General features: G+C 70.5%; 23 protein-coding genes. 18 read left to right on the top strand and 5 right to left on the bottom strand.

Annotation, left to right across the window (positions count from 1 at the left end; genetic code table 11):
• Positions 1-200 precede the first annotated feature (200 nt).
• From pspAB to ACLGIH_RS24645, 4 genes are all read right to left on the bottom strand, one after another.
• Entirely contained in the window at positions 201-785 is a 585-nt protein-coding gene (gene pspAB, locus ACLGIH_RS24630) for a PspA-associated protein PspAB (RefSeq protein WP_416527457.1), read from the bottom strand.
• Positions 786-787: 2 nt separating this feature from the next.
• Positions 788-1,702 (bottom strand): zinc metalloprotease HtpX, encoded by a 915-nt coding sequence (gene htpX, locus ACLGIH_RS24635; protein WP_416527458.1) that lies wholly within the window; start codon positions 1,700-1,702, stop codon positions 788-790.
• A 119-nt stretch (positions 1,703-1,821) separates the two neighbouring features.
• Positions 1,822-2,079 (bottom strand): SCO2583/SCO2584 N-terminal domain-containing protein, encoded by a 258-nt coding sequence (locus ACLGIH_RS24640; protein WP_416527459.1) that lies wholly within the window; start codon positions 2,077-2,079, stop codon positions 1,822-1,824.
• A 432-nt stretch (positions 2,080-2,511) separates the two neighbouring features.
• Positions 2,512-3,249: a GntR family transcriptional regulator gene (locus tag ACLGIH_RS24645; protein WP_416527460.1), complete on the bottom strand. Its 738-nt coding sequence runs from the start codon at positions 3,247-3,249 to the stop codon at positions 2,512-2,514.
• Positions 3,250-3,465: 216 nt separating this feature from the next.
• Between ACLGIH_RS24645 and ACLGIH_RS24650 the strand changes: the two genes are divergently transcribed.
• The 13 genes from ACLGIH_RS24650 to ACLGIH_RS24710 all read left to right on the top strand — a co-directional run bounded on the left by ACLGIH_RS24650 (position 3,466) and on the right by ACLGIH_RS24710 (position 10,525).
• On the top strand, positions 3,466-3,696 hold the full coding sequence (locus tag ACLGIH_RS24650) for a helix-turn-helix domain-containing protein (RefSeq protein ID WP_416527461.1): 231 nt from the start codon (positions 3,466-3,468) through the stop codon (positions 3,694-3,696).
• Positions 3,693-4,199, top strand: coding sequence for a DUF6907 domain-containing protein (locus ACLGIH_RS24655; protein ID WP_416527462.1), 507 nt, complete (start codon positions 3,693-3,695; stop codon positions 4,197-4,199). The genes ACLGIH_RS24650 and ACLGIH_RS24655 overlap by 4 nt, the downstream gene beginning before the upstream one ends.
• Entirely contained in the window at positions 4,199-4,348 is a 150-nt protein-coding gene (locus tag ACLGIH_RS24660; protein ID WP_416527463.1) for a hypothetical protein, read from the top strand. Before ACLGIH_RS24655 ends, ACLGIH_RS24660 begins: the two co-directional genes overlap by 1 nt.
• Positions 4,349-4,353: 5 nt before the next feature.
• Positions 4,354-4,668 (top strand): hypothetical protein, encoded by a 315-nt coding sequence (locus tag ACLGIH_RS24665; protein WP_416527464.1) that lies wholly within the window; start codon positions 4,354-4,356, stop codon positions 4,666-4,668.
• Positions 4,665-5,036: a DUF6907 domain-containing protein gene (locus tag ACLGIH_RS24670; RefSeq protein ID WP_416527465.1), complete on the top strand. Its 372-nt coding sequence runs from the start codon at positions 4,665-4,667 to the stop codon at positions 5,034-5,036. Before ACLGIH_RS24665 ends, ACLGIH_RS24670 begins: the two co-directional genes overlap by 4 nt.
• Positions 5,033-5,257: a hypothetical protein gene (locus tag ACLGIH_RS24675; protein ID WP_416527466.1), complete on the top strand. Its 225-nt coding sequence runs from the start codon at positions 5,033-5,035 to the stop codon at positions 5,255-5,257. The genes ACLGIH_RS24670 and ACLGIH_RS24675 overlap by 4 nt, the downstream gene beginning before the upstream one ends.
• 193 nt (positions 5,258-5,450) lie before the next feature.
• On the top strand, positions 5,451-5,960 hold the full coding sequence (locus ACLGIH_RS24680; protein WP_416527467.1) for a hypothetical protein: 510 nt from the start codon (positions 5,451-5,453) through the stop codon (positions 5,958-5,960).
• Positions 5,957-7,255: a hypothetical protein gene (locus ACLGIH_RS24685; protein ID WP_416527468.1), complete on the top strand. Its 1,299-nt coding sequence runs from the start codon at positions 5,957-5,959 to the stop codon at positions 7,253-7,255. Before ACLGIH_RS24680 ends, ACLGIH_RS24685 begins: the two co-directional genes overlap by 4 nt.
• Positions 7,252-7,551, top strand: coding sequence for a hypothetical protein (locus tag ACLGIH_RS24690; RefSeq protein WP_416527469.1), 300 nt, complete (start codon positions 7,252-7,254; stop codon positions 7,549-7,551). The genes ACLGIH_RS24685 and ACLGIH_RS24690 overlap by 4 nt, the downstream gene beginning before the upstream one ends.
• Before the next feature lie 94 nt (positions 7,552-7,645).
• Entirely contained in the window at positions 7,646-7,810 is a 165-nt protein-coding gene (locus tag ACLGIH_RS24695) for a hypothetical protein (RefSeq protein WP_416527470.1), read from the top strand.
• Between the two features lie 2 nt (positions 7,811-7,812).
• On the top strand, positions 7,813-7,992 hold the full coding sequence (locus ACLGIH_RS24700; protein WP_416527471.1) for a DUF6257 family protein: 180 nt from the start codon (positions 7,813-7,815) through the stop codon (positions 7,990-7,992).
• A gap of 85 nt (positions 7,993-8,077) precedes the next feature.
• Positions 8,078-10,147 (top strand): cell division protein FtsK, encoded by a 2,070-nt coding sequence (locus ACLGIH_RS24705; RefSeq protein WP_416527472.1) that lies wholly within the window; start codon positions 8,078-8,080, stop codon positions 10,145-10,147.
• A gap of 150 nt (positions 10,148-10,297) precedes the next feature.
• Positions 10,298-10,525 (top strand): hypothetical protein, encoded by a 228-nt coding sequence (locus ACLGIH_RS24710; protein WP_416527473.1) that lies wholly within the window; start codon positions 10,298-10,300, stop codon positions 10,523-10,525.
• Here ACLGIH_RS24710 and ACLGIH_RS24715 read toward each other — a convergent pair.
• Positions 10,520-11,083, bottom strand: a complete 564-nt coding sequence (locus ACLGIH_RS24715; protein ID WP_416527474.1) for a hypothetical protein — start codon at positions 11,081-11,083, stop codon at positions 10,520-10,522. The genes ACLGIH_RS24710 and ACLGIH_RS24715 overlap by 6 nt on opposite strands.
• Before the next feature lie 145 nt (positions 11,084-11,228).
• Here ACLGIH_RS24715 and ACLGIH_RS24720 point away from each other — a divergent pair, with 145 nt between their 5' ends.
• From ACLGIH_RS24720 to ACLGIH_RS24740, 5 genes are all read left to right on the top strand, one after another.
• Positions 11,229-11,441, top strand: a complete 213-nt coding sequence (locus ACLGIH_RS24720; protein WP_416527475.1) for a helix-turn-helix domain-containing protein — start codon at positions 11,229-11,231, stop codon at positions 11,439-11,441.
• A 197-nt stretch (positions 11,442-11,638) separates the two neighbouring features.
• Positions 11,639-12,034, top strand: a complete 396-nt coding sequence (locus ACLGIH_RS24725) for a hypothetical protein (protein WP_416527476.1) — start codon at positions 11,639-11,641, stop codon at positions 12,032-12,034.
• Complete coding sequence (locus ACLGIH_RS24730; protein ID WP_416527477.1) at positions 12,031-13,191, top strand: AAA family ATPase; 1,161 nt, start codon at positions 12,031-12,033, stop codon at positions 13,189-13,191. The genes ACLGIH_RS24725 and ACLGIH_RS24730 overlap by 4 nt, the downstream gene beginning before the upstream one ends.
• On the top strand, positions 13,188-13,481 hold the full coding sequence (locus tag ACLGIH_RS24735) for a hypothetical protein (RefSeq protein WP_416527478.1): 294 nt from the start codon (positions 13,188-13,190) through the stop codon (positions 13,479-13,481). Before ACLGIH_RS24730 ends, ACLGIH_RS24735 begins: the two co-directional genes overlap by 4 nt.
• The gene (locus ACLGIH_RS24740) at positions 13,478-13,651 is read left to right on the top strand and encodes a hypothetical protein (RefSeq protein ID WP_416527479.1); all 174 of its coding nucleotides are present in this window, start codon (positions 13,478-13,480) and stop codon (positions 13,649-13,651) included. Before ACLGIH_RS24735 ends, ACLGIH_RS24740 begins: the two co-directional genes overlap by 4 nt.
• Positions 13,652-13,758 lie beyond the last annotated feature (107 nt).

Here is a 13,758-nt window from a genome sequence, read left to right on the forward strand (position 1 = left end):
TGAACGGCCTCGTCCTCACTCGCCGGACCGTCCGGCGACCGGCTGGGTCCGCCGGCCGGTGTCGGACGGGCCGGGCGCGCCCCGGCCCATGGCGAAGGGGCACCCTGCGTCGGTGACTCCCGCTCCAACGGCGCCCGGCCACCGGCCCGGGCCCACGACGGCCCCGGTCACGGCCCGGGCCCGACACGGCCCGGGCCGCCTCACAGCCCCGGCGCGCCCCACACCGGGAACCAGCGGCCCAGGTCCGGCTCGACGGGCAGGTCGTCGCCGAGCGCCGCGCGCACCCGCAGCTCCAGCGGGGTGTCGCGCCGCTCCGCCCGGCCGGGCAGCGGTGCGAACGGGTAGAAGGTGCCCCTCTTGTAGAGGTAGACCAGCGCCAGCCGCCGCCCGTCCTGGTGCCGGAATCCGGCCAGGGAGCACAGCAGCTGCGGGCCGAAGCCGCCCCCCTCCAGCGAGCTGTTCACCGCGTGCAGGTCGTTCACCAGGGCCGGCAGCTCCTCGGGGGAGCGGTGGGAGACCAGCCAGGAGTAGCCGTAGTCGTCCCGGCGCAGCTCCACGGGGGAGCCGTCGCGGCCGGTGTCCGCGTCCAGCAGTGCCCGCACCTCGCCGTGGGCCTGCTCGAACGCCGCGCCCTCGACGGTGGCGAAGCACACCGCCCCGTGCCCGGTCGGCGTGAAGCCCGTCCCGGCCTGGAGCGTCACCGCGGCCGACGGCAGCGCGAACAGCCGGTCGAGATCGGGCGCGACGGGCTTGGTCCGGCCGAGCAGGATGTCCAGCAGCCCCATGCTCACGCCCCTCCGGGTGCCGTCGCCTCACCCAGCTCGGTGGAGATCCGGCCCAGCTGGTCGAGCCGCTCCTCCAGGCTGGGATGGGTGGAGAACAGCCGGGCCAGTCCGGGACGGGAGCCGAGCGCGGGCGTGAAGTAGAAGGCGTTGAACGCCTGCGCCGTCCGCAGGTCCTTCGTCGGGATGCGGGCGATGTCGCCGGTCACCTTGGTGAGCGCTGCCGCCAGCGCCGAGGGACGGCCGGTGAGCAGGGCCGCCGCCCGGTCCGCCGCCAGCTCCCGGTACCGGGACAGCGCCCGGATCAGCAGGAAACTCAGTGCGTAGACGGCCGCGGAGACGCCCATCACGGCGGCGAGGACGACGACCGTGTTCTGGTCCCGCCGGCCGCCGAACAGCTGCGAGTAGAAGGCGAACCGCACGACCAGCCCGGCGATCACCCCGAGGAAGGAGGCGACGGTGATCACGGCGACGTCCTTGTGCGCCACGTGCGACATCTCGTGCGCGAGCACGCCCTCCAGCTCGGCGGGCTCCAGGCGGCGCAGCAGCCCGGTGGTCACGCAGACCACCGCGTGGTCCGGGTTCCGCCCGGTCGCGAACGCGTTGGGCATGTCCATGCTGGACACGGCGACCACCGGCTTGGGCATGTCCGCCATCGCACTGAGCCGGTCGACCACGCCGTGCAGCTCCGGGAACTCCTCCCGCTCCACCACCCGCCCGCGCATCGCGTACAGGGCGATCCGGTCGGAGAACCAGTACTGCGCCCCGAGCGCCGCCGCGGCGATCACCACGACCAGCACCCAGGACTTCAGCAGCACGATCAGGGCGGCGACGAAGCCCACGTACAGCAGTCCCAGCAGGAACAGCGTGATCCCCATCCGGGCGGTCAACCGCCGGTCGGTCCGGAAGCGGCTGTGCATGTGCATCACCCCGCAGTCAGGCACTCGTCCCGCTGTCCAGTGTGCACCCACCCCGCGGAAACCCCCGGGGCCGTAGGTCCCACCAGCCCCCCCCAGTCCGTGCAGTCCCCCCAGTCCGCCTAGTAGGGCGCCCGGAAGTTGATGTACCCGAGCAGCAGGATGACCGCGGCCACGCAGCCCAGCACCACGGCGGTGGATATCCACGACGACCGGCCGCCGGACCGCACCGGGCCGGGGTCCGCGCGGAAGGGGACCGGCCCGGGCGGGTTCTCCTTCCAGCGCGCGGCGAGCATCCGGGCCCGCGCCGACGGCTCCTTGTGCTCGGCGCCGTCCGCCCACTTCAGGTCGAACTCCCGCTCGTCGTCCCGCTCGGACATCCGGCCCTCTCCCCGTTCCTTCGTCCCGGCCTGGCGGTTCTCTCACTCGAACAGCCGTGTCACTATCCATGATTGCCGCACGCGCGGGCAGTGGGAAGCGTTTTCGGCCAGTCATACGACGGTGCCCCCGCCCCTGGACACAGGAGCGGGGGCACCGGACGGTCCGGGGCGTCGATCACACGTCGAAGTACAGCTCGAACTCGTGCGGGTGCGGACGCAGCTGCGGTTCATCCCGCCTAGGGCGTTGACCTGCGTGTTTGGCCGTTGGGACACGTTGGGAAACGCTAAGAATGTTGGAAAGTTCTGCGGACTGATTGCGGACCGCCAATGTCACTCACGGTCGCACCGCTACGAGGGCCCCCTCGCCTGACTCCACCAGGCGAGGGGGCCCTCTTTGCGTTCCGCCCAACTCCACTGGGCAGACCGCCCAGGTCAGTCGAGGTCGTACTCGGAGGACAGCTCGCGGCCGGCGCCGAGGTAGTCGACGGCGTACTCGGTCGGTTCGCCTTCCTGATCCCAGTAGTGATTGACCATGACCAAGGTGGGCGTGCCTGCCTCGGCCTCAAGCGGGCCGGCGACGTCCTCGGGCACCGGCCGGAGGGCTACCGTGTCGCGTCGCCGGGCGACCCGCCGACCGGTCCGTTCCTCGATGAGCCCGAACGTCATGTTCGGGAGCGGCTCGGCTGCGAGTAGCTCGGGTGCGGCCTCCCTCAGCGCCCCCGAGATCCAGGTAGCGGAGACAGTGACGACGCCCGTGCTGTCGACGTACCGACGACGTCGACGGATCACCTCGGCCCCCACGTCCAGGCCGAGGGCGTCGGCGACCTCCTGCGACGCTGACTCAAGGCCAGCGTCCAGGATCTCGACATGCTCGTTCTCGCCGATGCTCGCACTGCCGGCCCGCAGCTTGGCGAGGCGGTCGGCGCCTGCGGTGAGCTTCCTGGGCTTGCTGACGATCGTGCCTACGCCTGGCGTCGCCGTGGCGTAGCCCTCGGCGCGGAGAACACCAGGGACCCGCGCTGCGGTGGCCCGGCTGACACCCTCGGTCTCCATGATCTGACTGACCGAAGGGACGCGGTCGCCGGGCTGAAGTTCGCCGCTCTCGATGCGCTCGATGATCTGCGCCGCGATGCGTTGGTACGGCGGCAGTCCCGAGAGATCACGAACCATGAAAACTCCTAACTTCTAGAATGTTCTGCAATGCCTGTTGACTCTGACCGGTCTTCTAGAACATCCTAGGCGTGTACCCAATCGACGCGACAGACATCGATTGGGACAAGCCAGACATGCCAAAAGCCCTGACGGGGTGATCGCGGTGTTCCCGCACCGCGCCCGCCAGGGCTCCGCATCCAAGAGTCGAGGTCTCAGATGCACGCTGAGCGTATCTTGCCTGCCCAGACGCAGGCCACGGAGCGCAAGGAACCGCTGCGGGTCAAGGACATCGCCCGCGCTCTCCACGTCACCAACGCCACCGTTTACGCCGAGATCAAGGCGGGTCGGCTGGAGTCGTACCGGGTCGGTCAGGGACGCGGCACCATCCGCGTCAGCCGAGCCGCCTTCACGCAGTACCTCGCCGACCGTGGCATCCCCGCCGCAGAGCTGGCGGTGGCGCTGTGACGACGAACTCCATCAGCCAGCACGTCGCCGCTCTGTCCGGCGCCATCCCCCAGCAGCCGACGGCCGCGACCGTCCACCCGTTCCCCGCCGCGGCACCCGCCGCGCCGCGTCTGGTGCCGGCGTCGATCGGCCGCCCGGGCAACGTCCAGACGGTATGGCTCCAGTGCCCGACGTGGTGCCACGTCGACCACGCCGAGGTGCGGGAGGTCGCCGTCGAGGACGTCACGCACTACGGGCCGGGCGGGGGCCTGCAGGTCCCGGACATGAGCGACGACTCGACAGCCGTCCTTGAGTGGTACGTGAACATCACCTCGGACCCGGCGAGCAGCGACCCCCGGCTTCGGGCGGCGCACCTGGTCGTTGCCGACGGCGCGACCGCGAACGACGCGAACCTGACGGACGACCAGGCCGAGGAGTTGGCCGCGGAGTTGGAGCGCCTGGCCGCGGACATCCGCCACGCGCTGCGGGTCGTGCGGGCCTCGAACCGTGGGGAGACCGCCTGATGCCGCGCCGTAACGCGAACGTCGACCGCAGCCGCTACCAGGGCATCGACTCCGTTGACCTCTCGCGGATCGAGGAGACGCCGGCCCTTCCGCCGCTGCCCCGCAAGCAGGCGTCCCGCCGCCGCGCGATGCGCGTCCGCGGGTGGTGAGCGGCATGGGCGAAGACGTCCGCGATCTGCTCGCCGCCGTGCTGGAGGCCATCGACCTGCCGCACCCGGCGACGACCGGCGGTACCGAGGTGCATGACCGGCTGTTGGCGACCCGTGTCGTACACGCCCGGATCGCCCTGCGGAACCTGCTCGACGACGGGCCTGACCTGGGGCCCGGCTGGACCGCGAAGTACCTTCGCGAGCAGCTGGCCAAGCACCCGGTCGCCGGCTACGTGACCGTCGACCAGGCGCAGGCCGCGCTCGACGCCGGCAAGTCCTGGTCCGAGGCTGTCACCCTCCCCGCCGGGGAGGACCAGTGAGCGAGTCCCGCACGGTCGTCCTGGAGACGATCGACCACGGGCCTGTGGAGTTCACCTGCCCGTCGTGGTGCATCGGCCACGGCTGGCAGGTGGGCGCCGGGATCGGCCGCAACGACATCGTCCACAACTCGATCCGGGTGAAGGCGTCCTCGGACACCTACTCGCACGGCTACGCCACGGTCCTGCGCACGTGGATGACGTGGGCGCCGTTCGCGGAGCTGGTGCCGCGGGTGTCCGTCGAGGTCGACATGCAGGGCGACTACGAGGCCGAGGAGATCACCCACCTGGCGGGTGTGCTGCGCACCGCGGCCAACCGCATGGAGCAGGTCGCCGCTCAGGCGATTCAGCTGCGGGGTGAGATCGCGTGAGCCGGATCGTGTTCCTGGCCCTGTTCCTGCCCCTGCTGGCCGCCGAGTGCGTCGCGCAGTGGGTGCTGCACAGCCAGGCGTGGACCAACGCGTTCGGGCTGCTGGCCCTGGCCGTGATCGCCGTCCGTTGGTACCTCGGCCCGCAGACCGCCGACGAGGCGGAGGAGTGCCCGCCCGACTGCCCGAAGTGCGCCGAGTCGCTCTCTGGGGGCGACCGGTGACCGCGAAGTGGCCCGTTCGCCGGCCGACCGAGCATGCCGCCCTGCGTGCGGTGTGCCGGTCGGCCCGGCCGACCCCGTCTGTCCCTGCCCTGATGGCCGCGCTGCTCGACGCGAACGAGCGCCGCGACCGTGAGGGCGTCTGCCTGGCCGCACACCGCGTCGTGCGCGCTGCCGCCCCGGAGGTGGGCGAAGCATGATCCGAATTGTCCGCACCGAGACCCTCCGCGCCCTCCAGGCCAGCATCACAGAGGCCGAGGCCGCTACCGAGTCCGCACGAGCCGAGGCCGAGTATCGCGTCAAGGAAGCCCAGACGGCCACCGACTCCGCGATTCGCGCTGAGACCGCCCTCGAAGCCCTTCGCGCCGAGCATGCCCGCGCCGTCACCAACGCCGCCCGCAACGAGGGGGAGCTGGAGGCCCTGCGCGCCCAGGTGCTCCTCGATACCGAGGACAGGGCCGCCCTGCGGATGCTGCTCCGCACCGCACGCAAGACGGCCGCCGCACAACAGCACGTGTTCGTCCTGCTGAAGCGCGGCCAGTTCCACAGCGTCCACGCCACCAGGGAGGACGCCGAGAAGGCCGCCGAGCGCGAAGGCGCGCACCCCGACGGCTGGCTGACCCATGGTGCGTCCGGCACCGACGTGCCCGCCTCCGAGGTGCTGTGGCGCATCCAGCCGGCGCCGCTGGCAGGTGAGGCGCGATGAGCACCGCCGCAATCACCTGGGCCCACGCCCACCCCCTGCCCGCAGCCCTTTTGGCTGTCCTTGTTCTGGCCGCTGTTGTCGCGCTCGTCGTGGCCGGCCGTCGGGCTGCGCGCCGCACCCCGGCCGCCGTGGCCGTCGCCGCTATCGCCGCAGCCGCCTGCACCGCGTACAGCGCTGACACGTCGTGGCGGTTCGCCGAACACCAACTCGGCATGGTGTCGACTGCCGAACGCGCCGCGATGTTCGCTGCCGCCGAGCTGGCCCTGTTGGCAACCGCCCTGATGGCCCGGCAGAACCTGCGGACGCAGGGCGCCCCGGGTACACCCGGTGTACTCGTCTGGGTGATCACCGGAGTACAGGTGATTCCGGCGTACTCCGAGAGCGGGTTCGTTGGCGGCACCGTCCGTGCCGTGGTCGGCCCCGTACTCGCCGCCGTGCTCTGGCACCTGGCGATGGGGATCGAGCTGCGGCACGCCAAGCCGGACGCCGAGTCGGCGTCACTGCCCGCTGTACTCGCCCGTGAGGTACGCGAACGGCTGCTCTCCCGGCTCGGCCTCGCTGTGCGCGACCGATCCGCCGAGCAAATCTCCCGCGACCGCGCCACGGTCAAGGCGGTCGCCCTGGCCGCGAAGCTGTCCGAGATGAAGCCTGGCCAGCGTGGCCGTGCCCGGGTGGCCCGGCGCCTGTCGGTGGCCGTGGGCAAGGCGCAAGCCGGCGCATCCGAGGAGCAGCGCCAGAAGCTGCTCGACCTGCTGGCGGCCCGTCGTCACGCGTCCTCCCTGGCCACGATCGATCTCCCGTCGCCGTGGCAGGCCGAGCCCGAGCCGGTCGTCGAGTACGTCGAGCCCGTCGCGGTCGAGGCGTACCCGGAGCCGACGAACGCCGTACCCGAGGGCGCGCGGCTGCTGCCGATCGTGGCCCGGCCCGAGCCGAGGCAGTACGTGCTCGACTCGTTCCGCGAGCAGATGGTGCCCATCGAGTCCCCTGCCGTACTCGCCACCGAGGCGCCGCGTACCCGCGCCGAGGTACACGCCGAGTACGTACCCGAGGAGCCGGCCGAGCCCGTACCTGACGGACCGGAGGGCAACCCGGCGCAGGAAGACCCGCTCACGGAAATGGGTCTCGGCTGGGCTGCCGAGCAGTTCAAGGCCGAGCTGCTTGCGGGTGCTATGCCGTCTATCCGCGCCATCAAGGACCGTCTGCACGTCGGCCAGAACCGGGCCAAGGAGATCCAGGACGGCTTCAAGAAGGCTCAGGCCGCACGGGCGCTCGCCGGATCGGGGGCGACGTCGTGAGCGACCTGGAGAAGGCCGCCCGGGACGCCGTCGAGGCCGCCGACAACGCCGAGCTGACCCGGCAGATCGCCGCCATCTTGGCCGCACAGCAGCTGCTCAACCAGCAGCCCGCGCCGGCCGCCGCGCCCCGGCAGGAGTTCGACGCCCGCAAGTGGCTGGTGATCGGCGGGGTGGCCGTGTCGCTCGGCCTGGTAGGGGCCCTGTTCGCCGTCGCCATCGCCATCGGCGCCGTCTGCGCCACCGCCTGCCTGCTCGTTCTGCGCTCCATGTGGACCGACTACCAGAAGGGCCGCTGACCTGCCCTTCCGCCCCGCCGAATCTTGGATGTTATCCGGGTTTCGGCGGGTGCGGTGGGGCCGGACAGGCCGGCCCGCCCGAGAGGAGCACCCCATGTGGGGATCGAGTCACAGCTACATCGTCGTACCGGCCCGGGACGGCCGGAAGGTGCGCTACGAGTGCCGGTGCGGCGCCCGCGGCTGGGAGACCAGCAGCCGCCACCGCGCCGACGAGATGGGCCGCGAGCACGTCGCCCAGGCCAGCCGGAAAGGGAAGTGACCATGGCTGACGACATCACGTTCAGCGACTTCACCGCTGGTGAGAAGGCCCGCATCGCCGTCCTGCTTGCCCGCATGGGCACCCGCGGGCGGGCTGGCGAGAACGTCGACCTGAGCGACCTGCAGCGCCGCGTCGAGCGGATCGAGAACACCGCCCGCCGCCGCAAGCAGCAGGGCAAGTAGCCACGCCCCGGGGCGGCCGTCAGCTGCCAGGCGTAACCGGCCGCCCCGGGCCTCCTGTCCCTCACAGAGAGAAGGAAGCACCAGCATGACGGATACCGTCATCCCCGCCGCAACCGAGGCCCCGGGCTCTGTTCCGGAGCAGTCGGCCGCGGCCGTACCCGTCGACAACCCGAAGCTGCCCGCCCCGGGTGTGGCCGACGAGAAGCGAAAGCCGATCCTGCCTGCCTGGCTGTGCGACCGTACCGAGCTGGCGACGGCCGCTAAGCACACCGCGGGACGCCTGGGGTACGCCGCTGCCTACCACGGGTTGCGCGCCCCCTGGTACGCCGTGCAGTTGGCCGCCATGTCCCCGCGCGGCGCCTGCCGTTTCGTCCGCGACACGAGTCGGTGGGTGTGGGACCGCGAGGCCGCACCGCTGCGCGACGCTGCCGTGCGCACCGAGGACGTCGACGAGTACATGACCCTTGCGCGGCTCCGCGGCAACCGTGTCCGGCTGCGCGGCCTGGTGACGGTCGTGGCCTGCGTGTTCGGCCTCGGCTTCGCCCTGTGGCTGTACGTCATGGCGCCCGCTTTCCTGTGGGTGTTCGCGGCCGGCGGCGTGTTGACCCTCGGCTACTTCGGGCAGCAGCCCGACGCCCCGGTCATCGGCCCCGCGGTGATGCGCACTGAGCTGCAGAAGCTGACGGGCACGATCGTGCTGCGCGGCCTCGACTCCATCGGCAACCCGCGCATCTCGGCCGCCATCAAGAAGGGCGGCGACATGGACGGTATGCGCTTCACCAGCGAAATCGTCCGGGACGGGCCCGGCTACCGGGCCGACCTCGACCTGCCCTACGGTGTCACCCCCGACGACATCATGGAGAAGCGGGAACAGCTTGCGTCCGGCCTGCGCCGCAAGGTCGGTTGCGTGTGGCCGTCCGGCGACCCCGACGAGCACGAGGGCCGCCTGGTGCTGTGGGTCGGCGACAAGCCGATGAACGAGACCACCAAGCCGGCCTGGCCGCTGCTGAAGGACGGCCAGGTCGACCTCTTCAAGCCGATCGTGTTCGGCAACGACCAGCGGATGCGGTGGGTTGAGGTCACCCTCATGTTCGTCGCCATCGTCATCGGCTCAGTGCCCCGCATGGGCAAGACGTTCCTGCTCAGGCTGCTTCTGCTGATCGCAGCACTGGACCCGCGGGCCTGGCTGCTGGCGTTCGATCTGAAGGGCACCGGTGACCTCGGCGCACTGGAACCCGTCGCCCACCGGTACCGGGCCGGCGAGGAAGACGACGACATCGAGTACATCGTCCACGCGCTGCGGGAGGTCAAGGAGGAACTGCGGCGCCGGGCGAAGGTCATCAAGTCCCTGCCGCGTTCCCGCTGCCCGGAGTCGAAGGTGACGCCGGACCTGGCCAACGACAAGCGCCTCGGCCTGCACCCCATCGTCATCGGCATCGACGAGTGCCAGGTCGTCTTCGAGCACGAGAAGTACGGCGCCGAGATCGAGTCCATCTGCACGGACATCACCAAGCGCGGTCCGGCCCTCGGCATCATCGGGATCTTTGCCACCCAGCGGCCCGACGCGAAGTCCCTGCCCCCGGGCATCTCCGCGAACGCCATCCTGCGGTTCTGCCTGAAGGTGATGAACCACCAGGCCAACGACATGGTCCTCGGCACCGGCATGTACAAGTCGGGTATCCGCGCCACCATGTTCAGCCGCCGTGACCTCGGCATTTGCTGGATGTCCGGCGAGGGCGATGACCCGCGCATCGTCGCCTCGGCGTTCGTCGACGCACCGAAGGCAGAGTTGGTCGTGGCCCGCGCACGGAAGCTCCGCGAGGAGTACGGCAACATCACCGGCCACGCCATCGGCGAAGGCCCGGCCAAGACGGTCGGCATGGACGTCCTCGCCGACGTCCTCGCGGTCCTGGCCGCCGACGAGAAGGCCGTCTGGTGCGAGCGAATCGCCGACCGCCTCGCCGAACTCCGCCCCGACGCCTACGGCGAGTGGAAGGGCGAGAACGTCACCGCCGCGGTGAAGCCGTGGGGCATCAAGACCGGGCAGGTGTGGGGCACCACCGACGCCGGCGAAGGCGCCAACCGGCGCGGCATCAAGCGCGTCGACGTCGTCGCCGCCGTCACTCGCCGTGAGGCCGACAGGCTCGCCGCCTGACCCTCCAACCGCCGCTAGACCTAGCACCCCCAACCGCTAGGTCTAGCGGCCCCGCTAGCACCCAAATGGGCCCCCGAGCAGGCACCTAGCGCCTAGCAGGGGCGCCACCAGAACCCCAGGTAGTGCCTGAAATCGAGGGGGACAGACCTCATGTTGACCACTATGGCCCTGCTGCTGCTCTGGCTCATCGGATACGCAGCGTTGTGTTGGGTGAAGCCGTTCGCCCCCTGCCGCAAGTGCCGTGGCCTGGGGCAGATCGAGCGCTTCAAGAAGCCGCGGATGTGCCCACGCTGCCACGGCAAGCAGCTCCGGCTGCGCCTCGGCCGCCGCGCCCACAACGCATGGCGCCGCACCCACGAGGCCGGCACCCGCTCATGATGCGCGGCCTGGCCGACCGGGAGGCAGAAGTCCGAGTTCGCGCGCCCGGGCCGTCCACCGCTGAACGGTCCTCGGGGTCACACCCTCTTGCTTCGCCAAGTCGGTGGCCGGCCGCGGCGAGCTGGCCGCAACGCGCAGGTACCGCAGGGCGAGCCGGGCGTAGAAACGAGTGTCGTTCGGCCCATCAGGGTTGCCGAGCGGCCCCTCGTGAGCGTCCGGCCCCGCCATCACGGCGGCGCTGATCGTCGCCTTCGCGTGAGCCTTCCGAGAACGCACCGCCGCCTCGATGGCAGCGAGCGGGAAGTTCCGCAGCTCGCCGATCCCGACCGCGCCAGGCCCGGGGACGTAGACGCCGGTAATCACGACGCCGCTGTCGTCCAACCCCATCCGCAGCATGAGGCGCCGACCGGTCTCGGTGTTCTCGATCAGGTCCCATGACACCGGATCCTCGATGCCCGTCTGCAAGCCGGCCACGGCGTCCAGCTGCGTGGAGCTCTCCTGCTCGATGGGGGAGGCGACCACGCGCCACGGCTCCGGAAGGTCCTTGTCGGTAATCACGGGGCCGACGGTATGCCCGATCCCAACGCCAGTCAACGTGGCTGCACAAACACGATGACGCCCTTGCGCAAACATGACACAAGCCTGTACACCTGTGGTTGTCGTGATTGAACGAAAGCGACACGACACGTCTGGAGAGGCGTAGATGACGGAACGCACGACACTCCAAGAGCGCATCGACAAGTACATGACCACCGAAGAGGTAGCCCGGCGCTACCGCGTCGCAGCGGGCACCGTCCGCTACTGGCGGCACATCGGCTACCTGCCCGAAGGTGTCAAGCGCGGCCGACGCGTCCTGTACGACCCGGACGTCCTCGACCAGTGGGACGCAGACCAGGTCGGAGGCGCCGCAGCATGACCCGAAACAGCAGCGAACCCCGAGAGTCCCTAGCTCCCGGGGTTCGTGAAAGCAACGCGGCGGGCGAAGCTGAGCCCATCGTGGCACAGGTTCGGCGTCGACGCGACGCCGCCGGCCGGTGCGAACCGTTCGAGTGCGGCCATCGCGACCCGCTCGACTGCGATGCCGCAGGCTGCGGCGAGACACCCGAAGGCCAGGTGCCCGACCCGGAGCCCGCAGACGTCGACCCGGACGTGCTCACCGAACTGTGGGCGAACGCCAAGGCTGCCTGGTCGGCCCGGGACTTCCCCAAGTACGGCTCGCGGGAATGGATCGCCCTCGGCCCCGAAGACCCCCGGCGACTGGCCGGTGCCCTCGAAGCCGCCGAGTGCTGGCGCAAGTACGGCGACGAAGAAGAACTCTGCGACTGGCTCAAGCGGCTCTCCAGCAGCCCCGAAGCCGTCCTGCGGGCACGGGCCATCGCCGAACTCGACGCCCTCGCCAAGCCCAAGCCACCCCACCAGCTGCGAGCCACCCCCGGCTGGCCGCCCATCCGCGTACCAGGCCAGCCCGGCCGGTACCTCACGTACACCGAAGGGAGGGCAGCCGCGTGACCGAGCCCTACCTGCGTCCGGTCGTACCCCTGTCAGATCTGTCAGAAGCGTCAGAAAGTCAGGGGCCGGACCACGGTTCTGACACTTCTGACGCTTCTGACAGCAGTAGGGCAGAACTCGACGCGCAGCTGCTCGCCAGCCTGCGAAGTGGCGACTGGCTGCACGAGCAGCAGTTCCCGCCGCTGCGGTACGCGGTCGACGGTCTACTGCCCGAGGGGTTCTCGCTGCTGATCGGGCCGCCGAAGGCCGGTAAGAGCTGGCTCGTGCTCGATCTGCTACTAGCCATCTCCGGAGGCGGTACGGCGGTCGGCAAGATCCAAATGGGTCTGCCGCGACGCGTTCTGTACCTCGCCCTCGAAGACGGTGACCGACGCATGCAGGACCGGTGCCGGACACTCCTCGGTGACACCCCGATCCCCAGCCGCTTCCACTACCTGACGCAGGTCGAGCCGAACGCCGTCCTGGCGACCATCGGCGCCTTCCTGCGCAGGTTCCCAGACACGGCCCTGGTGGTCGTCGACACCCTCGGCAAGGTCATGCCCCCCTCGGCGCCGGGCGAGTCTGCCTATCAGCGGGACTACCGCGTAGCGGGTGCCCTAAAGCGAGCGGCAGACAAGCATGACGGCCTGGCCGTCACCGCGATCCACCACGACCGCAAAGCGGCCTCCGAGGACTTCATCGACTCGGTATCCGGCACTCACGGCCTGGCTGGCGCCGCTGACACGATCATCGTGCTCGCCCGTAAGCGCCAGTCACAGGAAGCCGTCCTGAAGGTCACCGGCCGCGACGTGCCCGAAGCCGAGTACGCGATGGTCATGCAAGAAGGCACCTGGGTTCTCGACGGGGCCAACCTCGCCGAAGCGGCAGAGAACGCTCGCAACCGCGAGGAGACATCGGCCCTCGGCGACACCAGCGTCAGCATCCTGCAGTTCGTGCGACAGCACCCGCAGGGCGTCCGAGCCGCTGACGTCCGCGAGAAGTTCGGCGACAACGCCGACCAGTACCTGAAGCGCCTCACCGAGGACGGTCGCATTGCCAAGCTACGGCGCGGCATCTACGCCCCTGCCCCGCAGTTGCCGCTATGCACCGGCTGCGGGTCGCCGTTCGAGCAACTCACCCCTGACCAGACCACGCACCCCGGATGTGAAGCTGCATGAGCACTCTCAACTTCGCCCGTGTCGTCCTGCAGTGTGACGGCTGCCAGAAGCGGCACGGCGAGCCGCACGGCCACAACTCCGCGCAGGAAGCCCGCATGGCGGCCTACATCGACGGCTGGCGCTTCCCGAACACGGTCAAGAGCGATGGGTCTGTCGGTACCGGCACAAGCGACGTGTGCAACGACTGCTTCCCCAACTGGAGGCCGCGCCACTGGCAGACCGGCCGCGGATCCGGCCGCCGACTCAGCGTGGGCCAAGCGCCCCGCCCGGAAGGAGGGCAGCCCGCATGAGTGACTCGCATGTTGAAAACGCCGTGGCCGCCCGCATAGCCGCGGCGAAGAACAAGCGGCAGCAGCAGAGGCAGCAGCGCGAGGAGATCGACGAGGCCCGCAACTACGGGCTCACCGCCCGGCACACCGCGAAGATGCGCCGCTGGCAGCGCGACGAGGACCCCAAGTGAAGGCCCGCGCGCGCTGCGCCGCCTGCGACCGGCCCCTCACGGGCAGGCGCGGCCGGCCGTGCGTGCGCGGCTGCGGCGCCCGCCTCTGTCGTGCCGTTCACCTCCCG

Origin of the sequence: Streptomyces hamibioticus, assembly GCF_047946815.1 — a bacterium.
Lineage (GTDB): Bacteria > Actinomycetota > Actinomycetes > Streptomycetales > Streptomycetaceae > Streptomyces.